Source organism: Arthrobacter sp. Sr33 (assembly GCF_054511195.1).
On record NZ_JBTNDD010000002.1, the window covers coordinates 79,424 to 105,620 of the forward strand.

The 26,197-nt window shown below is 63.8% G+C and carries 16 protein-coding genes and 1 pseudogene; 8 read left to right on the plus strand and 9 right to left on the minus strand.

The genetic code is table 11. The annotated features are described in order from the left end of the window. Positions 1-6: 6 nt before the first annotated feature. The 4 genes from ACX80T_RS03300 to ACX80T_RS03315 form a co-directional block, all read right to left on the minus strand. On the minus strand, positions 7-1,446 hold the full coding sequence (locus tag ACX80T_RS03300) for an APC family permease (protein ID WP_459303691.1): 1,440 nt from the start codon (positions 1,444-1,446) through the stop codon (positions 7-9). A gap of 633 nt (positions 1,447-2,079) precedes the next feature. Beyond that, positions 2,080-3,510, minus strand: a complete 1,431-nt coding sequence (gene nhaA, locus ACX80T_RS03305; RefSeq protein WP_459303692.1) for a Na+/H+ antiporter NhaA — start codon at positions 3,508-3,510, stop codon at positions 2,080-2,082. Between the two features lie 133 nt (positions 3,511-3,643). Continuing rightward, positions 3,644-3,925, minus strand: a complete 282-nt coding sequence (locus ACX80T_RS03310; protein ID WP_116778855.1) for a hypothetical protein — start codon at positions 3,923-3,925, stop codon at positions 3,644-3,646. 56 nt (positions 3,926-3,981) lie between these two features. Continuing rightward, positions 3,982-5,385 carry a DUF4389 domain-containing protein gene (locus ACX80T_RS03315; protein WP_459303693.1) on the minus strand — a complete coding sequence of 468 codons (1,404 nt, stop codon included), beginning with the start codon at positions 5,383-5,385 and terminating at the stop codon, positions 3,982-3,984. A 192-nt stretch (positions 5,386-5,577) separates the two neighbouring features. Here ACX80T_RS03315 and ACX80T_RS03320 point away from each other — a divergent pair, with 192 nt between their 5' ends. The 3 genes from ACX80T_RS03320 (at position 5,578) to ACX80T_RS03330 (ending at position 11,271) form a co-directional block, all read left to right on the plus strand. After that, positions 5,578-8,724, plus strand: a complete 3,147-nt coding sequence (locus tag ACX80T_RS03320) for an HAD-IA family hydrolase (protein WP_459303694.1) — start codon at positions 5,578-5,580, stop codon at positions 8,722-8,724. Positions 8,725-8,804: 80 nt separating this feature from the next. Further along, positions 8,805-9,296 carry a pyridoxamine 5'-phosphate oxidase family protein gene (locus tag ACX80T_RS03325; RefSeq protein ID WP_459303695.1) on the plus strand — a complete coding sequence of 164 codons (492 nt, stop codon included), beginning with the start codon at positions 8,805-8,807 and terminating at the stop codon, positions 9,294-9,296. Between the two features lie 85 nt (positions 9,297-9,381). Continuing rightward, positions 9,382-11,271 (plus strand): heavy metal translocating P-type ATPase, encoded by a 1,890-nt coding sequence (locus ACX80T_RS03330; RefSeq protein WP_459303696.1) that lies wholly within the window; start codon positions 9,382-9,384, stop codon positions 11,269-11,271. On the opposite strand, the gene ACX80T_RS03335 is transcribed toward ACX80T_RS03330, so the two are convergent. From ACX80T_RS03335 to ACX80T_RS03345, 3 genes are all read right to left on the minus strand, one after another. Continuing rightward, positions 11,216-11,638, minus strand: coding sequence for a pyridoxamine 5'-phosphate oxidase family protein (locus ACX80T_RS03335; protein ID WP_019481418.1), 423 nt, complete (start codon positions 11,636-11,638; stop codon positions 11,216-11,218). The genes ACX80T_RS03330 and ACX80T_RS03335 overlap by 56 nt on opposite strands. Beyond that, positions 11,628-12,116: a universal stress protein gene (locus ACX80T_RS03340; protein ID WP_459303697.1), complete on the minus strand. Its 489-nt coding sequence runs from the start codon at positions 12,114-12,116 to the stop codon at positions 11,628-11,630. The genes ACX80T_RS03335 and ACX80T_RS03340 overlap by 11 nt, the downstream gene beginning before the upstream one ends. Positions 12,117-12,186: 70 nt before the next feature. Continuing rightward, a complete protein-coding gene (locus ACX80T_RS03345; protein WP_459303698.1) occupies positions 12,187-14,784 on the minus strand; it encodes a cation-translocating P-type ATPase in 2,598 nt (865 codons plus the stop codon). 195 nt (positions 14,785-14,979) lie between these two features. On the opposite strand from ACX80T_RS03345, the gene ACX80T_RS03350 reads away from it, so the two are divergent. After that, positions 14,980-15,867 carry a universal stress protein gene (locus ACX80T_RS03350; protein ID WP_459303699.1) on the plus strand — a complete coding sequence of 296 codons (888 nt, stop codon included), beginning with the start codon at positions 14,980-14,982 and terminating at the stop codon, positions 15,865-15,867. Positions 15,868-15,923: 56 nt separating this feature from the next. Beyond that, entirely contained in the window at positions 15,924-16,493 is a 570-nt protein-coding gene (locus ACX80T_RS03355) for a DUF2231 domain-containing protein (RefSeq protein ID WP_459303700.1), read from the plus strand. Here ACX80T_RS03355 and ACX80T_RS03360 read toward each other — a convergent pair. Further along, on the minus strand, positions 16,441-19,059 hold the full coding sequence (locus ACX80T_RS03360; protein ID WP_459303701.1) for a DUF4153 domain-containing protein: 2,619 nt from the start codon (positions 19,057-19,059) through the stop codon (positions 16,441-16,443). The two genes, ACX80T_RS03355 and ACX80T_RS03360, sit on opposite strands and share 53 nt — an antisense overlap. 2 nt (positions 19,060-19,061) lie before the next feature. Then, positions 19,062-19,758: pseudogene (locus ACX80T_RS03365) on the minus strand (response regulator transcription factor). Positions 19,759-19,957: 199 nt separating this feature from the next. Between ACX80T_RS03365 and ACX80T_RS03370 the strand changes: the two are divergent. From ACX80T_RS03370 to cydD, 3 genes are read left to right on the plus strand one after another with little or no spacing between them, the layout of a single operon-like run. Continuing rightward, positions 19,958-21,556, plus strand: coding sequence for a cytochrome ubiquinol oxidase subunit I (locus ACX80T_RS03370; RefSeq protein ID WP_019481424.1), 1,599 nt, complete (start codon positions 19,958-19,960; stop codon positions 21,554-21,556). A 53-nt stretch (positions 21,557-21,609) separates the two neighbouring features. Next, complete coding sequence (gene cydB / locus ACX80T_RS03375) at positions 21,610-22,629, plus strand: cytochrome d ubiquinol oxidase subunit II (protein ID WP_019481425.1); 1,020 nt, start codon at positions 21,610-21,612, stop codon at positions 22,627-22,629. Beyond that, a complete protein-coding gene (cydD, locus tag ACX80T_RS03380; protein ID WP_019481426.1) occupies positions 22,626-26,048 on the plus strand; it encodes a thiol reductant ABC exporter subunit CydD in 3,423 nt (1,140 codons plus the stop codon). Before cydB ends, cydD begins: the two co-directional genes overlap by 4 nt. Positions 26,049-26,197: the final 149 nt, after the last annotated feature.

Sequence of the window (26,197 nt, forward strand, 5' to 3'; positions counted from 1 at the left end):
GCTGGGCTACCGGCCCTTCCGGCCGAGCTTTGCCAGGAGGTCCTCTTCGGCGTCGGCTCCGGGCTTGACGCCGGTCGGGATCCGGAACAGGAAGAACAGGCCAAGGACCCACCAGAGCCCAAACAGGATCCACGGTGGGGGAGTGAGGGCCGCGGGCATGCCCGGGAGGTACAGGCTCAGCAGGCCTACGCAGAGCACCACCGCGGAGAAGCCGATAATGACTCCACCATTGCCTGCACCACCGATCCGCAGGGGCCGGTCCATGGCTGGTTCCTTGCGGCGCAGAATGATGAACACGATTGCCACCAGAAGGTAGGCGATCACAATGCTGGGGGCGCCAGAGTCCACCAGCCAGACCAGCATCGCCTCACCGAAGAACGGCGCTAGGAACGACAAGCCGCCGATGAAAAGCAAAGCGTTGACAGGTGTGCGGTATTTCGGGTGCAGTACGCCAAACCATCGCGGGAGCATGCCGGACCGGGCCATCGAATACATCAGCCGTGACGCGCCCAACAGCAGTGAGTTCCAGGACGTCAGGATCCCGGCGATACCGCCGGCAATAAGGATCTTCGCCATTACATCTGTACCAAATAGTGCACCCATCGCATCCGCCGTCGCGATATCGGCCTGAGCGATCTCGTTGGCAGGCATTGCCGAGGACGTGGTGAGAACCGTCATCACGTACCAAATGGTTGCGAGAACCACTGCGATAACCACCAGACGGCCGATCTGTCGCGGTGGAATGTTCACTTCCTCCGCAGACTGCGGGATGACATCGAAGCCCACAAACAGGAACGGCACCACTACCAGTACGGCGAAGTATCCGCCCAACCCTCCGGTGAAGAAGGGCTCCATGTTGCCGGTTGATCCACCGGTAAAGGAGCCGAATATCAGCATCAAGCCGATGATCAGCAGCAGCAGTACGACGAAGGTCTGGGCCACACCTGCCAGCTTCACTCCCCGGATATTGACACCGGTAATGACGACGGCGGCGATGGCGCCGACCAGGGCCCAGGTGAGATGCACCTGGCTGCCGGCGATTTCCCACAGCGGCACCTGATTCAGATCAGGGAAGAGGTAGAGAGCGGTGCGGGGGAGCGCCACCGCTTCGAACGCCACAATGGTGACGTAGCCGCCGGTGATGGCCCAGGACCCGATGAAGGACCAGCGCGGACCCATGCCTCGCAGGAGGAAGTTGTGCTCACCGCCTGCTTTGGGCATCGCCGCGGTGAGTTCGGCGTAGGTCAACCCGACGACGGCCATGATTACACCACCCGTGATCATGGCGAGGGTGGCGCCCATGGTGCCGGCGTCGGCAATCCAGCCCCCGGTCAGCACTACCCAGCCGAACCCGATCATGGCACCGAAGCCCAGTGCCAAAGCGTCCCAGTTGCCGAGAACTTTCAGGAGCGAAGTCTCCGTCGGTGTAGATGGTGCTTTGCCCATGGGTGCCTCTTTCCTGGTGGATCAGTGACGATTAGAAACACAGTAATACCGATTGGTCCATGAGTCTGTAGCGAGCCGATACATTACTTGTGGCGCACCACCACCCGGGTCAGTGTTAGTGACCTTCTGGAGGTTGCACCGTGTCACCGTCGTCGCTGTCTTGGGCGCAAGGAGTTGCGAGCTGGTCGATTCTGGGAGGTTTTCCGCGGGCCATCCGCTGAAATGTCCGAGGCGAATGGCATACTTTTTGTACTGCGACGGTATCCTCCGTCGACGTTCACCATGGGGGAAACATGGATCACAGTCCTAGCTCCGCTACGCACGGCAACACCGACGAGCCAACAGACCTTACCGGGTCGACGAAGACGGGGCGCTCAAACGATGACCGGGCGCTGGAAGTACCGCCCTATGCGCTGGATTTCCACCCCGCGCACTGGCCATGAAGCTCCCACAGTGGGCGGGCAGCAGCGGTGAGTGAACTCAAACCAATGGATAGAGCTGGAGGGTAAGACAGGGTCCAACTCGCCACAGGCGCGCAAGGCTGGCGGCTGCGGTACCCCGGGTCCTGCCGATTAAAGCGATAAGGCGATTTCCGTGCCACGGAAATCGCCTTATCGCATGGTTCGCCCCGGGTTATGCGTCCCGGTTCTTGCTGGGTGGTTGCTCGCTCCGGTCGGTGCCGGGTGCAGCATCTTCCGCTACAGGTGCTGTCACTGTTTCATTTGCTGGGTTGTCCTGGTAAACATCAGGGATTCCGTCGCCGTCGTCGTCGACGTTTTCCTCAGCCTCAATCGCCTTGTACCGCTTGTTACGTGCTCGCAGGATGACTGACGCAATTAGCGCCGCAACAATGGACGCCGTGAGGATGCCGACCTTGGCGTGATCATTGGTGGAGCCGTCTGGGGTGAAACTCAGATCGGCAATCAGGAGGGAGACCGTGAAGCCAATTCCCGCCAGCAGCGCCACACCGATCAGGTCCACCCAACGCAGGGCAGGGTCGAGGTTGACCCTGGTGAGTTTGGTGAGCAGCCAGGTGGTCCCGACAATGCCGATGGGCTTGCCGATCACCAGGCCAAGAATGATCCCGAGCGCCACCGGATCGGTCACCGCTGAAACAAACCCACTCCAGCCGCCGATGGTGACACCTGCAGAGAAGAAGGCGAAGACGGGGACGGCGAACCCTGCGGATAGTGGCCGGATCCGGTGTTCGAACAGCTCCGCCAGGCCCGGCCCCGCATCAGGTCCCGCGGTGGCCTTTCGATGCAGCACGGGGACGGTAAACCCGAGGATAACCCCAGCGACTGTCGCGTGGATACCACCGGCGTGCACGAGGGCCCAGACGACAAAGCCGATGGGCAGCAGGATGAACCAGGCAGCGGACGGTTTCAGGTGAAAAAACTCGCGATACTTCTGCGCCAGCACCGCGTAAAGCGCCAGCGGGATGAGGGCCAGAAGCAGGGGGGTGACCTGGATATCGTCCGAATAGAAGATGGCAATAATGGAAATGGCGATCAGATCGTCAACTACAGCGAGCGTCAACAGGAAAATCCTGAGCGCGCTGGGCAGATGTGATCCCACAATGGCCAGCACTGCGACGGCGAAGGCGATGTCGGTGGCGGTGGGAATGGCCCACCCGCGGAGGGTGTCCGGGCTGAAGATGTTGATCCCGACATAGACCAGGGCCGGAACGACGACGCCGCCGACTGCTGCAGCAACCGGGACTATCGCCTTGCGTGGGTTACGCAGATCCCCTGCTACAAATTCCCGTTTCAGTTCGAGACCAACAAGAAAGAAGAAGACAGCCAGCAGGCCGTCAGCCGCCCAGGCACCGAGGCTTAGTTCCAGATGCCACGGCTCGTAGCCGAAGGTGAAGTCCCGCAACGCGAAGTAGCTATCGGCCGCGGGGGAGTTGGCCCAGATGATTGCTGCGGTGGCAGTGATCACGAGCAGGATGCCGCCAACGGTTTCCTTACGGAGGATCTCGCCGACTCTGAGTGATTCTGAGTATGTGCCGCGGCCGAGCAACCCTGATTTTGGTTTGGGCTCGGTGGTGGGGTCTGCCATAAGTAAAGCTCCTGGATTGGGGTCGACAAAGATAATGCCGACCAGTCTTCCCGGCTCACCTTCGTTTCAGTCTACCGGTCCCGCGCCCTATGAGGTCTAGTGGGTTCTGATTGAGCCGCCGCCGTGCAGTGACTTAACGGGGCTGCCTTTTCCTCCGGATAGCGATCCGGCGGGTGAGATCGGAGGCTGCAAGGACGGCAACGGTGATGGAGATCGCGATCAGGGCGAGCATGAAATAGAGCCCAATCAGGGTAGCCATGGGGGACTGTGCCTCGCGCAGCATCGCCAGTCCTCCCACCAGCCCGACAGCCCAGAAAGCCACCACGCAGGCGAGGACTCCCACTGCGGGCAACCAGTCACGGTTGGCCTGCAGCCACCGCCACGCGCCAGCCGTCACCTTGTTCAATTTCTCCATGCCTCATAGTGCGCCCTGTGGCGGCCGGATCACCGCTGGGACACGTGTCGGCTCGGTCACGTTTCGATGTCCTGATCCAGGCGGAATGGCGGGTACTCATCACGCATCAGGGAACCGTAAGCCAGAACCCGGTAGATCCACCGGTTCAAGCCGATGATGAAAGCGAACAAAGGCCGCGGGTAGTTGCCGGTGAAGAGCATGGCCACCACCCCGACCAACACCAGCAGCCCTAGCAAAGACAGGCCGCCGGTGGCGTCATACTCTCCACTTTGCACCTGCCAGCCCCAGGTGGCTGAGCCGGTAATCGCAGCCACGATGAGCAAGTGTGGGATCAGAAGGAGCCAGGACTTGATGAGCACCAGACCACGGGAGAGCCGCTCCGGATACTCCACCACGATGTCGGCTGGGTAATCGGTGCGTCCCAGAGTGAACGGGGGATACCTATCGGTGCCGGCAGCTGCATAGGCGTAGAAGGCCACCCGCCAATTCCATCGCAGCACCCCGACGTTGAATTTGAAGAGCGAGCGGGGGTAGCGGCCGGTGAAGAGGATCGCGAACCAGGCCACCAGGGTGGTCACGGCGAAGGCGAACCAGAGGAAAAACAGTACGAAGGAATGTGGAATGGCCAGGAACCATTTCACCAGCCACATCCAACGGGACAGTGCGGGATCGAGTTGCGCAACGAGGTGCACCGGGTACGACGGCGGTCCGGCAACAACTCCGGCAGTCGGTCCGGTCACCGGGGCAGCCCGACGCGGCGTGGTTTCGGGGCCGACGGTGCCGGCTTCGGGTTGGTTGCGTCCCAGCCCGACGGCGCCGATAACCAGGAGAGGCAGACCGATGGCCAGGGTTACAAGGCCGATGATGAGGACGATCGCGCCGGCAGGGCGAATCAGTTCGGACCGGAAGCCAGCCTGAAGATCGACCGAGAAGCCAGGCGAAGCATCGGCATTCATCACGACGACGGTCCAGTTGCCCGGCTCGATGTCCCAGATGAGTTCCTGCTCTCCCGGCCCTGATGCTGAGGCAGCCCAAAAATCCTGGGATCCTGGTTCCGCTGGTACTGCTGACCCCGAAATGTTGCGGTAGACCGGACGGAAAGGATCGAAGTCGACGTCCCGCAGTTCGGTGCGGTTAACCCCAGCGAGGTACTCGTCGACCTCATCCTGTGGTGCCAGGCCAATGAAAATTTCAGCGTCCGGTTCGGCGGCGCGCAACCTGAGCGTCCCGACGTCGAACGGGAGGCGTTCCGGTGTACCCTCGCCGAATGCCTCAAGACTCGGCGAGACAAGCGCATGGGACGCGACAGCGTAGCGTTCGGTCGGGGAGGTGAAATAACCGTCGTCCCGCTGATCGGAGGCAACCCACGCGACGGCGATTCCTCCGGCCGCCATCGACGCGCCGATGATCGACAGGATGATCCCGATGATGAGCATTGCGATTGAACCTGCTCTGTTCATGGAAAGACTCCCCTCCCGCCGAACGGCGTCCTGCCGTCCTGTGCTCTCGCCTAAGAGTGTTGGCGCACCGATATCGCTCGATAGGGTCGAAAGTCCCAAGAGTTGTGGGTGTCCACGCTGCCCTGGTCCCCGCAGCTCTATTCGGGCACAAAGGCACTTCCTGCGGTTCCCGGGCGCCGGTACATCTAGCTGATGACCAGATCACCGACACTTGCGGCAGCGCAGCCACCCTTCGACGCCGTCATCTTTGATTTGGATGGCGTGGTCACCAACACGGCGGTCATTCATCAGCGGGCCTGGAAGGATGTCTTCGAAGCAATCATCAATGACCCGAGATGCCCGTCCGACGCTGACCGTTCCCCCTTTACCCAGGACGACTACTTCAGGACCGTTGACGGTAAACCGCGGGAGTCGGGACTGATCGACCTGCTGGCGTCGCGCGGGATTCTCCTCGGCCTAGGTCAGGTCACGGATGCCGTGGGGGACTGGACCGCATATGGGTTGGGGGCGCTCAAGAACAGGGCCTACCTGGAACGGCTCGCTGCAGACGGTGTGCAGGCCTACCCGGGAACCAGCCGGCTGCTCAAGACGATGCAGGATGAGGGCGTGCCCGCTGCGATCGTGACCTCCAGCCGGAATGCCATGCCGGTGTTGTCCGCTGCAGGGTTGGCCGACTCTTTCCAGGTGGTAGTGGATGGGACGCTTGCCCTGCAGCTGGGCCTGCCCGGCAAGCCAGCACCGGACGTCTTCCTCGAAGCCGCCCACCGGTTGGGGGTATCACCCGAACGTGCCGTTGTCATTGAGGATTCGGTGGCCGGTGTGTTGGCAGCCCGCCGCGGCGGCTTTGGTCGTGTTGTAGGCATCGACCGGCTCAAGGCACGCCGAACGCTTGAAGAGGCTGGAGCGCACGTCGTGCTCAACGACGTGAGCCAGCTGGATCTTGGCGTGGTCCTCGGGGACCCCTGGCAGCTGGTGTATCGGGGCATGAATTCCGATCATGAGGGCCACCGTGAAGCGCTGACAACCCTCGGCAACGGCTATCTAGGTGTGAGGGGGGCAGCGCCGGAGGGCGGAGAATTTTCGTACCCAGGGATGTATCTGGCTGGGGTCTTCAACCGATTGGAGAAGCAGGTTGGCGGGAGCCGTGTGCTCGAGGAACACCTGGTCAATGCCCCGGATTGTCTCTCGCTGGACATTCGAGTCGATAGTGGCGACTGGTGGTCGGCGGGAGGTCTGCAGGTCATCAGCGAGCTACGAACCCTGGATCTGGCGAGAGCGGTTCTGGAAAGGCAGGTTGTCCTCGAGACCGCTGCCGGCCGGCACCTGCGGGTGGAGCAGCAAAGGTTCGTCTCAATGGCCGAATGCCACCTGCTCGCCAGCGAAACACGGGTCACCCCCTTGGGCTGGGATGGCACCATCACGTTCCGCACGGGGGTCAATACCGGGACCCGAAACACAAACCTCCCGGACCCCAACGCTGGTGCACGGGTGCACCTCCTTGACTGCACCGACAACGACGACGACGGGCAAGCCGGCGCCGACACCATTGCCGAAGCTGAAACCACGCAAAGCCGGATCCGCATCGCCGTCGCCTTCAGGGCCGCAGTCGACGGGGAGACAACGCAGGGAATCCCCGGGCGCATCGGCCAGCATCATTTTCGACTGTACGAATCGACCTTGATGGACGGCGAACCGACAGTCCTGACAAAGGTGGTTGCGGTGGTGACATCCCGGGACCGGGCCATTTCCTCGCCGCGAACCGAAGCTCAGTCAATTCTCGCCCGTTCGGGCAGGAACTTCGAGGCGCTCCTTGCGTCGCACGGGGCCGCCTGGCAGCGCCTCCTCCGTCCTTTCCGGGTGGATCTCGACGCGCCGACGCAAGTGCGCCTTGTCCTGAACCTGCACCTGTTCCATTTGCTCCAGACCTTGACACCGCACACCATGGAACTCGACGCCGGGGTCCCCGCCAGGGGCCTGCACGGAGAAGGCTACCGGGGGCAGATTTTCTGGGACGAGCTCTTCGTGCTCCCGGTTCTCACACTCAGAACTCCCGACGTCGCACGCGCCCTCCTCAACTACCGCTGGCGACGGCTTCCCGCCGCCCGCCAAGCCGCAGCAGACCAGGGCCGAACCGGAGCAATGTTCCCCTGGCAAAGTGGAAGCGACGGCACCGAAGAGACACCCCGCTGGTTGTACAACCACCGGTCCGGCAGGTGGATGGCCGACAATTCCCACCTGCAGCGGCACGTGGGGCTAGCGGTCGCTTTCAACGCCTGGCAGTACTACGAGGCCACAGTCGATCGTGCATGGCTCTTCAGCAAGGGTGCAGACCTGATCGTGGGGGTGTGTCGTTACTTCGCGTCCCTGGTGGAGTACGAGGCGGCCACCGACCGCCACCATCTTCGGGGACTGGCCGGACCCGATGAGTATCACACCCGACGGCCGGGTAGCGACCATCCTGGCGTGGACGACAACGCCTACACCAATGTGATGGCGTCCTGGGTCTTCGTCCGGGCCGCAGCACTCCACCGGACCTTCGTTGGGTATGAGCTCGACGATCTGGAGGCGCGACTGGGAATCAACGCGGATGAGGTGGCGCGCTGGGAACGCATGGGACGGTCGATGTACGTGCCTTTTGAGGCTGACGGCACCATCAGCCAGTTCGATGGGTACAGCGCCCTGGCGGAGCTGGACTGGGCGCGATACCGCGAGACCTACGGCAACATCGAACGCCTTGATCTCATCCTTGAGGCCGAGGATGACACCGTTGACCGCTACAAGCTAGCGAAACAGGCCGACGTACTCATGCTGCCCTATCTTCTCGGTCACGGGGGGCTGATCACGCAGCTGGCCCACCTCGGCTACACCCTGACTCGCGAACAGCTGGCTCGGACCATCGACTATTACCTGGCCCGAACCGCCCACGGATCGACCCTGAGCAGGGTGGTGCACGCCTCGGTGCTCGCGTCGACCGATCCCAACCGGGCCTGGGACAGCTTCCGCGAGGCGTTGGATGCCGACCTGGACGACACCCAAGACGGGACCACCAAATCAGGCATCCATTTGGGCGCCATGGCCGGAACGATCGATGTCGTGCAGCGCAGCTTCGCCGGACTTCGACTGAACGGTGACCATCTGGTGTTTGAGCCGAGCATGCCCGCCGGGCTGGGTGCAGTAGCCTTCAGCATCTCGTATCGGGGGCATCAGCTCCAGATCAATTTGAGTCCAGGCCGTCTCGACATCTCCTCCGCACCGGGGGACGCTACCCCGATCTGGATTCAGGTGAACGCTCAAACGAAGCCCCTAGCCGCCGGGGACCTGAAAAGTTTCAGTCTGTGACCAGCCGTTAGCGAGCCGTTTCTCGGGGTGGGGCCTTTATGCCCTGTTGATCCCACCGCCGCGACCCTATCGTCACTGTCATGACTAACCAGCGATCCCTGCCGTCGGTCGAGACTCTGCAATCGCAGGCTTGTTGGGACCTGTTGCGGAGTACTTCAGTGGGGCGGCTTGCGGTCTGGGTCGAGGATCACCCCGACATTTTCCCCGTCAACTACAAGGTGGACCACGGCAGTCTGGTGTTCCGCACCGGGGAAGGCACCAAACTCCAGGCAGCAGCAGGCGACACTCCCGTCGCTCTCGAGGCCGACGGCGTTCTGGTGGATGCGAATGTCGCCTGGAGCGTGGTGGTGAAAGGCCGGGCGGAAGTCATCGAGCTCACACCAGACACCCTCGACTCAGTGGGGTTTCTGCTTTTCCCCTGGCAGGCAGGCCAGAAGGACCATTTCATCCGCATCGTCCCGACATCCCTGACCGGACGCCGCTTCGCCGTGACCCCGCCCCTGATGTGGTGGAGTCCTCTCAGCGACGACCTGCGCGCAAAACTCGAACGATTGAAGGAACAAACCGATTGAAAGCCCTCGTTTTCAGCCCCACCGGGAGCAGACCCTGAGCCGCGAACCCACCGGGCCGATCAACTTGATCACCAGATTCCCGTTGGTGTCCGCGACCCTCCTTGTCGGAGTCGGTGTGGCAGTGCTCCTCATCAGCTCGCAGCCTGCTGCCGCACAACTGGCTGCGAGCAGCTACGCCCTCGCCGTTGCAGTGTTCCGCTCCGTGACGATGGTCCGCGGACTGTTCCACGGTCGATTGGGCATCGATTTGCTCGCTGTCGCAGCGATCGGCTCAACAGTGGCGGTCGGCGAGTACATTGCTTCCCTGATCGTCGTCCTCATGCTGACCGGGGGCGAGGCGTTGGAAGACTTCGCGCACGGACGGGCAACGAAAGAGTTACGCGCGCTACTCGATCGCTCCCCCCGCACAGCGCACCGCGAATCACCGGGGCTTCCCCTGCAGGACATCCCGGTGGCGGACGTCGTACCAGGGGATTTCCTGCTCGTCCGGCCCGCCGAGACGGTACCAGTCGACGGCACCCTGGCGTCCGATGCCGGTACCTTCGACGAGGCTGCCCTGACAGGGGAAAGTCTTCCCGTGGAACGGGTACACGGTGACCGATTGCTCAGTGGCACCGTGAATGGCGCCGATGCAGTCCGCATGTTGGCGACCGCCACCGCATCCAATTCCCAGTACAGCCAGATCGTTGCGCTCGTCCAGGAGGCGGCAGCAAGCCGGGCACCGATGGTCCGACTGGCCGATCGATACGCCGTCCCGTTCACCGTGTTCGCGTTTATCCTGGCTGGGGTGGCCTGGTTCCTCAGCCAGGACCCAGCACGTTTTGCCCAGGTGCTGGTGGTCGCAACCCCTTGCCCGCTGCTGATCGCAGCCCCTGTTGCGTTCCTTGCCGGCACCAGCCGGGCCGCCCATGCTGGGATTATCATCAAGAACGCAGGGACACTGGAGCAGCTCAGCCGGGTACGGACCGCCGTGTTCGATAAGACCGGGACGCTCACGTCCGGGCATCCCACCCTCCTGCAGGTCCAGATCGCGGTGGGAACCGGGGACGCCCTCACTGAGGATCGGTTGTTGCAGTTTGCCGCTTCGGCGGAGCAGTATTCGTCCCACGTCCTCGCGGGGTCCGTCATCGAAGCCGCATCGGCGCGCGGACTGACCCTTCTGCCGGCGGAAAACGCGAGCGAACACGCCACCGATGGAGTGAGCGCCGATTGCGGCGGGTACACGGTGATTGTGGGGAAGCCAGCCTTCGTCCGCGCCCGGACCTCCGGATTTGAAAGCGTCGACCTGGTCAGTGGTCAGTTGGGGATCTACATCGGCGTCGACGGGATCTACGCCGGGGCTCTGATCATGAGCGACCCCTTGCGTGCCAACGCCGTCGATACCCTGGCCGCGCTCAGACGGTTGGGCGTTTCAGAGACTGTTCTGCTGACGGGTGACGCCTCCTCAACGGCCGAACACATTGCCGCGGAAGCGGGTATCACCCGCTTCATCGCCGATTGTCTCCCGGTCGACAAGGTGAATGAGGTCGCCTCCCTGTCGTTGCGGCCGGTGATGATGGTCGGGGACGGGGTCAACGATGCTCCGGTGCTGGCTGCGGCCGACGTCGGCATCGCGATGGGTGCCAAAGGTTCCACTGCCGCCAGCGAATCCGCCGACGTCGTGCTGATGCTCGACGACCTGTCACGAGTCGCTACGGCCGTCGACATTGGTCAGCACACCATCCGGGTGGCGAAAGCCAGTATTTGGACGGGGATTGTTCTCAGTGTCGTCCTGATGATCGCTGCATCCCTGGGGATGGTTCCCGCGGTGGCTGGCGCGCTGCTGCAGGAGTTGGTGGATCTCGCAACCATCCTTAACGCGCTCCGGGCGCTCGGCGGGCGGCGGGCCGCCAGCACCAGCCGGCCCGCCGTCACTGCCGCTAGTAGCGGTCCGGTTCCTCCCCAAATTCGAAGTAGCGACCGTGGACACTCGTAGGAATCACCTCAACGTAGGTGTACTTCCGGGTCGGAATCCAGGGTTTGAGCGGTAGCTGATCCACCTTGTCGACCTCTGACTGGGCGTCGATCACGCGGGCCACTCCTTTAACGACAACGCTTCGCGCCTCGCCTGCGTCAATCTCGTCCACCTCAAAAGCCACCCGGTTGTTCACCGTCAACTCAGCCAGCTTGGTCCCGGGATTGGTCCTGAAGAGAAGCCTTCTCTCGTGGGCAAGAAAATTGATCGGATAGATGTCTGGATCGCCCATGACGCTGACCGCCAGGCGACCATGCTGGTTTCTTTGCAGGACGGTCCACGACTCCTCTGCAGACAGGGTGGATCCAGGGCGCTCGTCACTTTCCATCGTCGTGCTCCTTGATAGGTCGAGTGGGTTCGTCCTGAGGCACAACCAGGACTGGGCAATGGGCGTGTGCGGCGCAGGCCTTGCTGACGGATCCCATCGGGTGGTTGAGGAAGCCCCCGGATCCCCTGCGCCCCACCACCAGCAGTTGCGCCGTTTGGCTTGCCTCGATCAGGGCTTCGGCTGCCCCGTCGAATTTGACAGCCACCGAGAGGTTGTCCGGCCGGGAGGCACCGAAGGCCCTGTCCAAGGCTTCCTCGACCAGCGATTCAACACTTTCGCTCAATTGTGAGGTGAACCGATTGGGTTCGGTTTCAAAGCGTGACGCCGCGCGCTGGTCAGACTTCTTGATGCAGGAGATAACCTCGATGGGTTCATTCATCAGCTTCGCCATTCGCCCAGCTACTAGCAGAGCGCTGGACGAGTATTCCGATCCGTCCACTCCAACAACGATTCCACCCGAGTTCGATAGTGAGTTCATGGGGCCAGCCTGCCCTTCGGGTGGGAAACGCACTAGGGCCGAAGGGCATGGATATCGTAGACCAACTCCCTTACCGAAGTGGTCTATCGGGTTGCCGCACCCGCTTGTAGATCCAGTCTGCAATCAGCATGCCGGGGATGGCCAGGACGGCAACGATCAGTCCCGACGGCGGTGGCGGTGCCTGTCCGAGGACTGCTGCAACAGGGGGCAGATAAAGAAACAGGGCAAGTGCTGCAAGTTCGGCCGCGCCAGCCCACAGCAGCAAGCGGTTACTGAACCACCCCTGTTTCCATGGCGGCACTGTTGCGCTGCGGCAAGCAAAGGAGGTTGCCAGCTGCCCGAAGACGACGGCGGCAAACGCAGCCCCCGATGCGGCAAGCACCAGTTTTTCGTCCCATGGTTCGCCACGGACCCAACCTCCGCCGAAGAGCACGAGTGAGAAGGCTGTCATGCTGATGATCGCTTCGACAGGGCCGAGGATGACGAAGGCTCTGAACATCAAGTTCCGGTCCATGAGGTGGCGCCGCTCCGGGGGCCTGGTCAGGACCCGCCGGCCCGGGGGCTCGGCTCCGAGCGCCAGAGCGGGAAACAGGTCAGTTCCAATGTCCAAGGCGAGAATCTGTAGGACACCCAGGGCAAGCGGGAACTGGCCACCGGAAAGTGCCCAAACGACAAACGGTGTGAGCTCGGCGACGTTGTCTGTCAGGTGGTAGGTGAGGAAACGGCGGATATTCGAGTACGTGGCGCGGCCTTGTTCAATCGCTGCGACAATGGTGCCGAAATGATCGTCGAGCAAAACCAGATCGGCCGCCTCTCGAGCTACGTCGGTACCACCCCGGCCCATGGCAACCCCAATATCAGCTTGCTGCAAAGCGGGTCCGTCGTTCACTCCGTCGCCAGTCATGGCCACAACATGACCCCTGGATTGGAGGGCGCGGGCTACACGAAGCTTCTGCTCGGGTGAGACCCGGCTGACCACCATGCCGTCCCGATCCAGGAGTGCACCAAGGATCTGCTCGTCCTCGGGTAGGTCCGCACCCTGAACCACCAGACTGGGGTCATCCGTCAGCCCGATTTCCTTCGCAATTGCCGAGGCTGTGGCTGGATGGTCGCCAGTGATCATCGCTACCTTGATTCCGGCTCTCCGGGCGGCCCTGATTACCTCGGCGACATCCGGGCGAGGGGGATCATGAAGACCGATGAGGCCAAGGACGACTAGATCCCGTTCGATGTTCTCAGTGGGCTGGTCCAGCCAGAAGGATCGCGGGCCGGGCAAGTCTCTTCGTGCCACTGCTATCACCCGTAGGCCTCGGGAAGCCATCGCCTCGACCTGCTCCTCTAGCCGCGTGGCGCGATCTGCACAGAGCGGGAGGACAGATTCCGGGGCGCCTTTGACGTAGAGGGTGGGGCCGATCAGGACAGACTCCCGCCGTCGGTGCGCGTCGAAAGCGAGACGTCGGTCTGGCGCCAGGTTGTCAGGTTCATGCTGGAGGAGACGCCGTGCAAGAACATCGATGGCCGCCTCCATCGGATCGCCGTTTGCTACCCACTCCTTTCCCTCCTTGACGACGCGACCCTGGGAGGCGGTGCGTGCCGCCACAGCGACCTCAAGGGCCATGGCTCTCCCCGGGCCATCGACGACGGCATCGGGCTCGTACCCGTCGCCGAGGACACGTACCGGGCCCGACAGGGTGAACACCTCAACGGCATTCATCCGATTTTGGGTTAGTGTTCCGGTCTTGTCCGTGCAAATGAAGGTGGTGGATCCAAGCGTCTCGACTGCTTCCAGGTTGCGAACGAGGGCGTTCCGCGAGGCCATCCGTTGAGCCCCCATCGCCAGTGAGAGCGTGACCGTCGGGAGGAGCCCTTCCGGGATCAGTGCGACGGCGACACCGATTGCAAAAAGGAAGGAGTGCCGCCACTCGATTCCAACCAAAACTGAGACTGCAAAGAAGACGCTTGCGACGGTCAGGGCGATTATGGCAATGACACGGACTATTCGATGCAGCTCCAGGGTCAACGGGGTAGGTGGGGGTTCGGTGGTGTTCGTGAGCGAGGCGATCTCTGCGATCCGTGAGTTCCCTCCGGTAGCAATGACCACCCCCTCTGCCTGACCATTGACCAGGAAGGTGCCGCCCCATGCTGCCTCTCCAACAACTTTAGGCAGCGCATCGCTCTCGCCAGTCAGCATCGATTCGTCAACCGTGCAGGCCGACGCCGAAGTGAAACGAATGTCTGCGGGAAGACGGTCCCCAGCCATCAGAATGACGACGTCACCAGGAACCAGTTCACTGGCGCTGACACAACGTTGGCGTCCATCACGCCGGACGCTGACTTGCGACGGGAGTAAACCTTGCAGCCGTTCGGCCGCATGTTGGGCCCGCTCCTGCTGGATATGGGCGAACACTCCGTTGACAATGACCACCACAACAATTGCGATGCTGAGCTGGGGCAGGCCAGCTAACCACGCCAGACCTGCAGCCCCCCACAGCATCAGGGCGAAGAAATGAGTCAGCTCACTCAAGAATTTCCGCCACGGGGATGCCTTGCGGGCCGCGGGCAACACGTTCGGCCCTACCTCAGCCAGTAGCCTTGAGGCATCCGCGCTGCTAAGACCAGGCTGTGGAAGTTCCGGGAGCACTCCCCGGGCGTCATTCATGGCGGACATGGCCTCTCCATGGCTTATTACTTACCGCCTAGGGTCGATCCTTTTGAGCGTGCCGACCAGTGACTTTTGGCCCGATGTGGTCAGATTTGGCTAGGGAGCACCTCCCGTGTTTTTGAAGGGACTTAGTGCCCTAGGGGCGTCGCTGGCATGTCACCACAATGGAGCCAAGGCAGTTCAAGTGGAGGTGTTCATGCCATGGGTTCAGCATCGGGCTCCCGGTCAATCGTTCTGGGCGTGCCGTCCAGCGGACCGACGCCTGAAGCCTTCTTCTGGGCAGTTACCCGGGCGGCGCGTCTGCGACGGCCACTGATCCTGGTACACACGCTGGATGACTATTGGGTCGGTCCGGAGGTCTCCTACTTCGAGGACCTCATGCGTCACGGCCGGGAAGTCCTTGAGGAGGCGGCCACGAAAGCCAACGAACTGGCACCCTCGGTCAAGGTGTCTACCCGACTCCTGCTGGGGGATACCGCCAGGGTGTTGTCGGATCTGTCGGAAAATTCCAGTCTGGTGGTTGTGGGGACCCATAAACTCGGACGCGTCGAGAGTGTAATTTTTGGTGCTATGAGCCTGAATGTGGCAGTGGCAGCCGTATCGCCGGTTGCAGTCATCCCCGAGGCGTCTATGGAAGGACGGTCGGGCGTCGTCGTGGGCGTTGACGGGTCCGCCCATTCCCTTGGCTCGGTTGCCTACGCGGCGCGGGAGGCCGATCGTCTGGGTGAGGACCTGTACGCGGTCTACTCCAGTGAATCACCGAACCTGCGGTTGCGTGGGTCCATTCCACACGATGTGGTGACACGGCGGTTCGAGGAGGAACGGGTCATCCTTGCCGAGTCGGTGGCGGGCCTCACCGAACAGTATCCGGATCTGGTGGTGCATCAACATCTGGAGTTGGACGCGTCGCCTGCCAAAGCGCTTGTGACGGCTGCATCGCGGGCGAAGCTCCTGGTAGTGGGTCGGCGTGGCCGCGGAAAGCTCACGCGGCTTCTGCTCGGATCGGTGAGCCGAAGTGTCCTGTGGCATATCGAATGCCCCACGATCGTTACCCCCAACAGGGCGGTGACCGAGGGCCCGTACCACTAGTCACGGGTGCCCCGACGTGGGTGACAGCCAGGTGCTGGGGGAGTATCTTGAGCCGTATGGAGCCAAATCCCTATCTTCGATTGGTCCATGGGCTCGAGCAGAACGTGGCGCTGGACCGCGCCGTGGACCTGGTGGAACCCTTCGCATCGCAACTGGTGGCCTACGCGCCGATCCGCCGCATGTTTCACGGCGACGCCACAGGCCTGCCGTTGCATCCGGTTCTGACCGATGTTCCGTTCGGCGCCTGGTTCATGGCCGATTTTCTCGACTTCTTCCCGGATGAGGGATCGCGGCGGGCGGCTACCCGGTTGGTTGGGTTGGGTGTTGTATCTGCTGCGCCGACGGCCCTTACCGGGTGGGCCGAGTGGGCCCTTTCCGACCCCGGAACTCGCCGGGTGGGGGTGGTTCATGCGTCCGCCAACGCCGTCGCTGTCCTGATCTTCGCCGGTTCCTGGCTGGCCCGACGGCGAAACCGACACAGCATGGGCATCGGTCTCGCTCGGCTAGGTAGCGTGTTTCTCGTGGTGGGCGGCTTTCTGGGCGGTCACATGAGTACCCGAGCCCGTGCCGTCATCACTGACCCAGCTGGGGTGAACAGTTCCCGGGCAGGGAGCCCCGATCAATAACGGTGACTGACTCGGCAGCGCGGGCCCGACCCAGGTTCCAGCCCAACCAATCGTCAGTGGTCTCAGGTGCGGGCTGGAACGCCACAACGCAGCGGGCAATCTCCCGCGGTAGACCCTCGATGACGGCGGGCGTCGCATCGGCGCCCAGAGTGGCCAGATAGGCGACATCCAACTTGCCGCTTTCCACGTAACGGGCGATGTTCTGCTCGGCCACCCAGGCTTCCGGGTTGGCGACGCCGATAACCAGCAAGAGCGCAGCCCCAGAGGCCAGTGCAGCCCGAGGCAGCCACCAGCCGGATAGCTTTACCCCGGCCACCATCACCAGCACCACCAGCAGACCTAGCCACACCTCAAAAGCGTCCACCAGGACGCGCAGCACCGTGAATCCGTAGGCCTGCTGATAGACGGACATCCGGTTCAGGGCCGACGCGACCACCACGAGCGTCAGAACAGACAGCGAGCCGAGCGTGAGACGCAGCAGCAGCCGGTCCTGAGCTGTCGCTCGAGGGGCTTTCCGGACCGTCAGGCCAATGGTCGCCAGGGTCAACGCCGTCGCAATGGTCAACTGGGCGAAGCCCTGATGCACGTAGTCCGCGTAGCTCAGCCCGGTGGTGTTCCGCACAAACTCATGGCCACCCCACATAGCCGACGCCTGGGCAGTCACGAAGGCAAGAAATACTGCGACGACGACGCCCACCGGGACCAGCCATTCCCAGGCCCGACGCACTGGCTGCCCAGCAGTCAGCGACACCTTCTCCACGAGAGGCGGGTTGATCGCCAGATAACAGGCGGCGAGGACCACGCCGCCGACCACGAACCAGACGAAGACGCGCAGGACGAGGCTGTCTGCCAGCCGCACATCGGGGAGCACCGTTGACACCCACGAACCGAACACAGCGTCGCCAGAGGCGAAAAGGCCACCAAACACGACCAGCGCGACCAGGGAAATGGCTGCGGTGCGCAACATGGGCCACAGCATCCGGTGGCTGGAAGTCGCGGCCACCGTCCTCCCCAGCAGAGGAAGCCCCCGAATGCCGCTCAGCACCCAGGCCACCCCACCGGCGCAGATGGGCAGCAGGCGCTTCGCATCAGTCACCGATGTAGTGACCAGGAGCCCGGCAGCCAGCACCGCCAGAACTGCCAGCCATTCGGCGTCGCGCAGGATGACCAGGGACCCCAGCCCGAGGCATAAGGTGGCGGCGATACCGGTCCACGGCCGACGGCGGTGCAGGGAAAGCGCCAGAACGAGGACCCCCGAGACCAGCAACACCAGTAGGGTGCCCAGCCCAAGATTGCGCTCCGGGAGGACGACGGCGGCGAGCGCCCCGATGGCCAGCGAGGCGTAGACAGGCAAGGGTGCGGTGGGCAGTCCCTGCTCCGGCCACCACCGGTCAACGCTCGATTGTGACGGCCGGGCGGCTGGTTGGTCGGCTGTCCCCTCGGGATGGGCGGCGGGGTACGGGTAGCCTGCAGCTGTCACGGCGATCTCCTTCGGGTTGGTACTGGCAGGGGGCGATCCGTCGGATGGGCCGGATGCCGGCGGGGGATGGGGTGTGCGGGGGAGTAGGACGAGCATCCGTGCGCCGGTTGACCCTGGGTCGGGTGGCAGAGCCGCAATTGACCCACCATGCAGTTGGGCAATCCAACTGGCGATGGCAAGGCCCAACCCGGTACCGCCGCTGCTGTCGTCGCCCATGCCGAACCGGGTGAAAACCCGCTGCGCCTGTTCGATGGGTATTCCGGGCCCTTCGTCAGTGACCTCGAGCGACCAGAGGTCCCCCTCCGTGGTGGCGACGCCCAGATGAACCGTCCCATCGGATGGGCTGTGCCGCACCGCGTTGTCGTGAAGGTTCAACACCACCTGGGCCAGCCGGGCCGCGTCGGCCGTCACCACCAGATCGGGTGGTTCGACCGACGTCGTCAGCTGAATTGACCGTCCGCCGAGTGTCGCTTCCCGGCAGGCCTGATCAAGCAGGTCAGCGACCCGTACCGGCGCCAGTTGAAGTTCGGCTGCGCCGCCGTCAACGCGGCTAACGTCGAGAAGATCGGTGACCAGGGCGCTGAGCCGTTCGGATTGGGTGAGGGCCGACTGAAGGATGGCGTCGTTGGGTTTGACGACGCCGTCGACCAGGTTCTCGAGAAGAGCCCGTTGCGCGGCAAGAGGTGTCCGTAGTTCGTGGGACACCGTAGCGATTAGTTGCCTACGCTGCTGCTCGGCGGACGCCAGATCCGCGGCCATCGTGGTGAAGGCCCGGGCCAGGGCGCCGACCTCGTCGGCCGAGGTGGCCACCACCCGCGTCGAGTAGTCACCGGTCGCCATTCGTCCCGCAGCGTCGGTCATTTCCCTCAGCGGCGAGGTCATTCCGCGGGCCAGCCATTGTGTCACGCCGAGGGCCGCTGCGAGGGTCGCGGGGAGGGTCAGCCAGCCCGGCACGCCAGCCCGGATGCCGACCTGCAGGACCACCACCGCGGCGATAATGCTCAGGGCCACGAGCAGACCGATTTTGATCTTGATGGAGGCTACGCCGTCCAGTGGGCGGCGGGGACGCAGCGGGTCGGGTGTCATGGTCACTGCTCCAGGGCGTAACCGACGCCGTGCACTGTCCGCACGCGCGCTGCACCGACCTTGGCCCGGAGAGACTTCACGTGACTGTCGAGTGTGCGGGTGCCGCGGGCATCGGCCCACCCCCAGACCTCGGTCATCAGGGTTTCCCGGGTCCGGACGGTCCCCGGCTGCTCGGCGAGCATGGCGAGCAGGTCAAACTCCAGCGGGGTGAGGTGAACCTCAACCTGGGCGATTTGGACGCGCCGGGTATCCCGGTGGAGCACCAGTTCGCCGACGGCGAGTTCGGGGACCCGGACCGTCGAGAGCTGAGCGGCCCGGTCGACGCGCCGGAGCAGTGCCCGGACGCGGGCCACTACCTCCCGCATCCGGAAACGGTTTGGCCACGTAGTCGTCGGCCCCCACTCCCAGGCCGACCAGCATGTCCGTCTCCTGCACTTTGGCGGTCAGCATCAGCACCGGAATGGGTTTCAGGGCCTGGATGCGACGGCAGACTTCGAGCCCGTCGAACCCGGGCAGCATGACGTCGAGAATGACCAGGTCCGGCTTGTGAGTGGTGTAGGCGTTGATGGCGCCGGGCCCGTCAAACGCACTGACCGCGGCGAAGCCTTCGGCGATCAACCGGTCGGCGAGCGCCTGATTGATGGTCGGGTCGTCCTCGACGACCAGTACTGTGTGGGTGGTTCCGCGGCCCTGTGTCATGCCTCCGAGCCTACAAGCGGGAATCTGGTCGGGGTGCGGCCGACATGTGGAGAACCTGTGAAGGTCTTGGAAGCCGGGCTGGAGGGCAATTTCCTGACCCCTTACGAGTTGTTCTACACTGTGTAGAAATCAGCTTTTCTACGGATCGTAGAACAACTGGATCGGTGGGCTCACGCCCTAGTTGGTTTAAGGAAGTTGCATGGAAGCCCTGGAGCTTGCCCGTTGGCAATTCGGCATCACTACCGTCTATCACTTTCTGATGGTGCCACTCACCATCGGCCTGGGCTTGCTGGTCGCCACCATGCAAACCATGTGGGTGCGGACCGGGAAAGCGCAGTACCTGCGGATGACCAAGTTCTGGGGAAAGCTGTTTCTGATCAACTTCATCATGGGAGTCGCCACCGGTTTGGTGCAGGAATTCCAGTTCGGTATGGCCTGGAGCGAGTACTCCCGTTTTGTCGGGGACGTGTTTGGTGCGCCGCTGGCGATGGAAGCACTCCTCGCGTTCTTCGTTGAATCGGTCTTCCTCGGGCTATGGATCTTTGGATGGGACCGGCTCCCCAAGAAGATTCACCTGGCCACCATCTGGGGCGCGAGTATCGCCTCGATCATGTCGGCGTATTTCATCCTCGCCGCCAACTCCTGGATGCAGCACCCAGTCGGAGTGGAAATGGTCGACGGCCGCCCGGTCCTGGTGGACATCTGGGCTGTCCTGACCAACAACACCCTGTTGGTCGCCTTCCCCCACACCATCCTCGGAGCCTTCTCCGTGGCTGGCGGGTTCCTGCTGGGGATCAGCTGGTATCACCTGTGGAAGCGACGCCGTGACGGAATCGACACCATCGGCCCAGACGGGAAAGTCCTGGTCGGCAGCGTCGAAAGCACGGGACGGGATGCCGCCGACCACCAGGTCTGGCTCCGTTCCCTCCGGATCGGCGCCGTCGTCGCCGTCGTGTCGTTCGCTGGTGTTGCCGTCACCGGGGATCTGCAAGCCAAACTGATGTTTGAGCAGCAACCAATGAAGATGGCTGCGGCGGAAGCGGCCTGCCACGACGGGACCGGTTTCTCGGTGCTGTCGGTAGGAAACCTCGGCTCACAGGACTGCGATGACATTGTGGCAGTGATCGAGGTTCCGGGCATGCTCTCCTTCATGGCCAACGGCGATCTCACCACGGAGGTCCAGGGGGTCAATTCCCTCGTGCCGCAGTACCAGGACCAGTACGGAACGAACCTGCCGGACGATCCGATGTACGGGGAACGCGCCGGAATGGAAATCGACTACGTCCCGGTGATGGAGGTGACGTACTGGGGCTTCAGAATGATGATCACGTTCGGCGCCGTCGCCGCGCTCGCAGCAGCAGTGGCACTCGTCATAACCCGCCGGGGGACAGTCCCGGAATCCAAACGACTGATGCAGCTCGCCGTTTTCGGGATCCTCGCGCCCTTCGGGGCCAACGCGGCTGGCTGGATCTTCACGGAGATGGGCCGGCAGCCGTTCGTCGTTGCCCCTAACCCCGACCCCAACGGCATTGACAACGTGTTCATGTTTACCGCCGCGGCCGTGTCGCCCGGGGTCTCGGCCGCCGAACTCGCGACGTCGCTCATCGCCTTCACCGTCGTCTACAGCGTATTGCTGGTGGTTGAGGTGAAGTTGCTGGTCCGGTATGTGCGTGGCGGGGTTCCCTCGGCCATGCCTGACCTCATTCCCCAGCACGGCCCCGACGACGACGACTCCACCGGCGGGGACATTCCCCCCTCGAAGAAGGGCGACGGCGATGTGCTGGCCTTCGCCTACTAGACCCGTGTGCCCCGCCGCGAACGCGGCCCTGATCGAACGCCTGGAGATTTGAGATGGAATTCCTTCCCACCCTGTGGTTCGTCATCATCGCGTACCTCTGGACCGGATACCTGCTGCTGGAAGGATTCGATCTCGGCGTCGGCATGCTGATGAAACTGTTCGCCCGCACCGACCGCGACCGCCGGGTTCTCCTTAACACCGTTGGGCCGGTCTGGGACGGCAACGAGGTGTGGTTGATTACGGCTGGCGCGGCGACGTTCGCTGCCTTTCCCCTCTGGTATGCGTCGCTCTTCTCCACCCTGTATCTGCCGCTGCTGCTGGTCCTGATGGGGCTGATTTTCCGCGCTGTCGGCTTCGAATACCGGGGGAAAGGCGACACGGAGGCGTGGCGCAACCGGTGGGACTGGGCCATTGCGCTCGGGTCGCTGGTGTCAGCATTCGGGATAGGCGCGGCCCTGGCGCTGACGACGACGGGACTTCCCATCAATGCCAATGGCGACCGGGAAGGGGGAGCCTTCGCCTGGTTCAATGGCTATGCGGTCCTCGGCGGATCGGCCGTCGTCTTGTTCAGCCTGGTCCATGCCCTGGGGTTCCTGGTGCTGAAGACCGACGGCGACATCCGCGACCGGGCCCGGCGGCAGTTCCTCAGGTGGCTGCCACTGGGGCTGCTGCCGATGGCTGGCTGGGCGATCGTGGTGCACGCCGCCGGCGGGAAAACCGTCACCTTGCTCACGCTGGTGATCGCAGTGGTTGGCGCTGTCTATGCCTGGTCCATGGCGCGCCGGCGCCGGGACGGATGGAGTTTCGTCGGGATGGCTGTCTTCCTCGCCGCTGGCACCACCACGATCTTTACGGCCGCGTTCCCCGTGGTCCTCCCGTCGACCCTGGACGCCGCGTTTGACCTCACGGTGTCCAACGCTTCATCCTCGGGCTACACGCTCGGCGTGATGAGCGTCGTCGCCCTCGTGGGGTTGCCCGCCGTGCTCGTCTACCAGGGCTGGACCTATTGGGTGTTCCGCAAACGGGTCAGCCGGAGCCAGATCCCCACCGCTCACGCCGTGAGAGCACAGTGAAACCAGCGCTACCCCTGGGTGTAGCCGGTAAACGCGCCCTCTACCTCCTTGGCCTGCTCGCTGCGCTGAAGGCCGCTGGCCTGGTCCTCATCGCCCAGGCCGTGGCTTCCGGTATCGCTTCCCTTGCCGTTTCGCCCACCGCGGTATCCGCTACCGCCGTTTCCCCCACTGCAGACTGGTCGTCCGTCCTCGTCCTGGGTATCTCCGGGGCGCTCCTCCGGGCGTTGGCCACCTGGTGGCAGGAAGCCGTTGCGCAGCGGGCCGCGACCGGTGCCAAGGAGGAGCTGCGAACCGCGATCACCACCCGCGTGATGAACGACGGCGGGACGTCGGCCGATGCCGGGACCGGCGCGCTGAGCATCCTGGTCACCCGGGGGCTCGACGGTCTGGACAACTACTACACCAAGTACCTGCCCGCGCTCGTCACCTGTGCTGTGGTTCCACTGCTGGTCGGTGCACGTATCCTCGCCGCCGACTGGCTCAGCGCCGTCGTCATCGTGGTGACCGTGCCGTTGATCCCCGTCTTCATGATCCTGATTGGCCTGCACACCCAGGACAAGGTCCAGGAGGCGTCGGCGTCGCTGAACCGGCTCTCCGACCACCTCCTCGAACTGTCCCGCGGACTGCCGGTTCTCGTCGGCCTGGGCCGGGCGGGCAGCCAGACCAGGGCACTCCGGGACGTCGCCGGGCAATACCGGACCAAAACCATTGAAACGCTGAAGGTTGCGTTTCTGTCCTCCCTTGCCCTCGAACTGATCGCCACCATCTCAGTGGCACTGGTCGCGGTGGTCATCGGGGTCCGGCTCATCGGCGGCGATCTCAGTCTCGAAATTGGCCTGCTGGCGCTGATCCTTGCCCCCGAGTGCTACCAACCGCTCCGCGACCTCGGCGCAGCACACCACGCGAGCGAGGAAGGCCTCGACGCACTTGAGCGGTCCCGCCGGATCACCGACGCCCCACGGAGCCGCGTCCTGCTACCCGACGCCGTCGCCGTCGCGGACAGCCCAGCGATCACCGTCAGCGGCCTCACGATTGGGTACGGCGGGCGGGACGGAACCGTGGTTGACGGTCTGACCTTCACGCTGCCCCGTGGAACGATTAGCGTGCTCACCGGCCCCAGCGGCGCTGGAAAGACCTCGGTGCTTCAGGTTCTGGCAGGGCTCCGCGGAGACGGGGCGGGGACCCGCGTTGCCGGCACCATCACGGGGGCACACCGGCAAGAGATTGCCTGGATCCCGCAGCATCCGGTCCTGGTGGCAGAAACGGTCGCTGACGAAATCGGTCTCTACTCCGGTCTGGACAGCGCCGCTGAGCGGAGGGAAGCAGCGGCGCGGGCACTGAACCAGGTGGATGCCACGGGATTACTTGACGCTCGCACCGGCGACCTGAGCCCAGGCGAGCTGCGTCGGGTCGCGGTGGCACGAGCACTGGCACGAATCGCTCACTCCGACATTGCCCTGCTCCTGGCCGATGAGCCAACAGCCCACCTGGACGCGCAGGGCGCCCGATCCGTGGAGGCAGCACTGGCACGTCTGCGGGGGCGCACGACGATCCTGCTCGTAGCGCATAACCCCGAGACGGCGTCCCTGGCCGACCAGACGATTGGCGTGTCCGGTGGTTCCGCTGCCGGCCACGACGGCGGTGCCAGGTTAGCCGCGAACACTGGGAACACTGGGAACACCGGGAACGCTGACTCCGCGCTGCAGCCTGACGGACTGAGCGTGCCTTCCGGTGTGGGCAAGGGTGTGCCGGTGTCGGCGCGACGGGTCTCCCTGACGCGCAGCGTAGCGATGGTGCAACCGTGGCGACGCCGGTTTGTGTCCGCGTTGCTCTTCGGTGCGGGCGCAACCCTGTTCGCCGTCGCCCTGACGGCGGTCTCCGGCTGGATGATCGTGAGAGCTTCTGAACAGATCCCCATCCTGTATTTGCTGACGGCGATTGTCGGAGTGCGCTTCTTTGGGATCGGCCGATCCGTATTGCGGTACTGCGAGCGCCTTCGCCTCCACGATGCGGTCTTCGAGAGCACCGACAGGTTGCGGTTGCGGTTGTGGAACGGGTTGCTGGAGCGTCCGGCAGCGTGGCGGAAACTGGCCCGCGGGGGCAAAGTCCTCGAACAGCTGGTCGGTGACGTCGATGAGCTACGCGACCTCACGCCTCGGGCCGTGTTTGCCCCGCTGGTCGGCGTCCTCACGGCAGTTGCCGCGTCCGTCACCACCGCTGTGGTGCTTCCTGCCGGCCTGCCGTCGCAACTGGTGCTGGTGACGGTGTGTCTGGTGGTGTCCCCGTTGCTCGTCCTCGCCGCGGACCGCTCAGCGCGTCGGGCGGCGGTTGGTCTCAAAGCCGAAATTCTCGACACCACGGCCCGGATGCTGGCAGCCGCGCCGGATCTCAGCGCCAACTCGGCGGCCGGGGTGCTGCGGTCGGATCTTCGTGCTCTGGAGGCTGAGCTGTCCGCAAAGCTGGACCGTAGCGCCTGGGCGCAGGGATTAGCCAACGCCCTCACCGTCTTGACCTGTTCGCTGGGTTCCCTGGCCATGTTGAGCTCAGCTGACGGTGTGAACCCGGCCGCCGCCGCCGTCGTCATCCTGATGCAGCTCGCCCTGATTGAACCCTTCATCGCCGTCAACACTGCCATTCACCACCTCGGAGCGTGGCGGGCGGTGGGGGACCGGGTAGTCCCGGATCTCGGGTCCACAACCATCCGCGCCGAACGGCCACCGGGGGCCAGCGTCTCTTCGCTCGAGCTGCGGGGCGCTTCCTACACCTACCCGGATCAGACGGCTCCCGCGTTCTCGGACGTGTCCCTGGATCTCCGCCGGGGGGAGTGGCTTGCGGTGACCGGCCCTTCCGGGAGCGGGAAATCGACCCTGCTCGGTGCGCTGCTCGGATTCCTGCCGATGCGGGAGGGAAGCTATCTGATCAACGGGGAACCCGTCGGTCTGGCGCGGGCCGGAACGGCGGGCGCCACCGGTGCGCCGCGCATCGCGTGGTGCCCCCAGGAAGCCCACCTGTTCCAATCCAGTATCCGGGCCAACCTCGCCCTGGCCCGCACCCCGGCCGACCCACCATCCGAGGCTGAACTTGCTGCCGCTTTGGCCCGGGCCGGGTTGGGCGATTTTGTGCATAACCTGCCCGCAGGACTGGATACCCAGGTTGGGCCGGGCGGCACCTGGCTTTCCGGCGGGCAGCAACAACGCCTCGCCGTTGGCCGGGCCCTGCTGACGAGGGCCGACGTCGTGCTCCTCGACGAACCGACCGCCCACCTCGACCCGGTGGCGGCCCGGGATCTGCTGGCCGATCTGCGTGCTGGACTGGCCGACAGGTTCGTGGTGATGGTCACCCACAATCAGGAAGAAGCCGCGCTGTGCGAGCGGGCTCTCGAGCTCTCGGGTAGGGCCAGACAGGAGGCAATCGCCTAACACCCGGTCCCGGGAAGTACTGTGACCAGGCAGCGCCAGTATCGGGACAATACCGCGCGCGTCACTGGCGGGGCATATCGTGCCGGCGAATTCAGAACCGGCCGCAGAGTCATTTGCTTGAAGGGGACCAAGGCCCACCCGTGGTCAGT

Coding starts and splice junctions, on each gene's coding strand:
- ACX80T_RS03300 (WP_459303691.1), bottom strand. CDS start 1,446: ATGGGCAAAGCACCATCTACACCGACGGAGACTTCGCTCCTGAAAGTT.
- nhaA (WP_459303692.1), bottom strand. CDS start 3,510: ATGGCAGACCCCACCACCGAGCCCAAACCAAAATCAGGGTTGCTCGGC.
- ACX80T_RS03310 (WP_116778855.1), bottom strand. CDS start 3,925: ATGGAGAAATTGAACAAGGTGACGGCTGGCGCGTGGCGGTGGCTGCAG.
- ACX80T_RS03315 (WP_459303693.1), bottom strand. CDS start 5,385: ATGAACAGAGCAGGTTCAATCGCAATGCTCATCATCGGGATCATCCTG.
- ACX80T_RS03320 (WP_459303694.1), top strand. CDS start 5,578: ATGACCAGATCACCGACACTTGCGGCAGCGCAGCCACCCTTCGACGCC.
- ACX80T_RS03325 (WP_459303695.1), top strand. CDS start 8,805: ATGACTAACCAGCGATCCCTGCCGTCGGTCGAGACTCTGCAATCGCAG.
- ACX80T_RS03335 (WP_019481418.1), bottom strand. CDS start 11,638: ATGGAAAGTGACGAGCGCCCTGGATCCACCCTGTCTGCAGAGGAGTCG.
- ACX80T_RS03340 (WP_459303697.1), bottom strand. CDS start 12,116: ATGAACTCACTATCGAACTCGGGTGGAATCGTTGTTGGAGTGGACGGA.
- ACX80T_RS03345 (WP_459303698.1), bottom strand. CDS start 14,784: ATGTCCGCCATGAATGACGCCCGGGGAGTGCTCCCGGAACTTCCACAG.
- ACX80T_RS03350 (WP_459303699.1), top strand. CDS start 14,980: ATGGGTTCAGCATCGGGCTCCCGGTCAATCGTTCTGGGCGTGCCGTCC.
- ACX80T_RS03355 (WP_459303700.1), top strand. CDS start 15,924: ATGGAGCCAAATCCCTATCTTCGATTGGTCCATGGGCTCGAGCAGAAC.
- ACX80T_RS03360 (WP_459303701.1), bottom strand. CDS start 19,059: ATGACACCCGACCCGCTGCGTCCCCGCCGCCCACTGGACGGCGTAGCC.
- ACX80T_RS03370 (WP_019481424.1), top strand. CDS start 19,958: ATGGAAGCCCTGGAGCTTGCCCGTTGGCAATTCGGCATCACTACCGTC.
- cydB (WP_019481425.1), top strand. CDS start 21,610: ATGGAATTCCTTCCCACCCTGTGGTTCGTCATCATCGCGTACCTCTGG.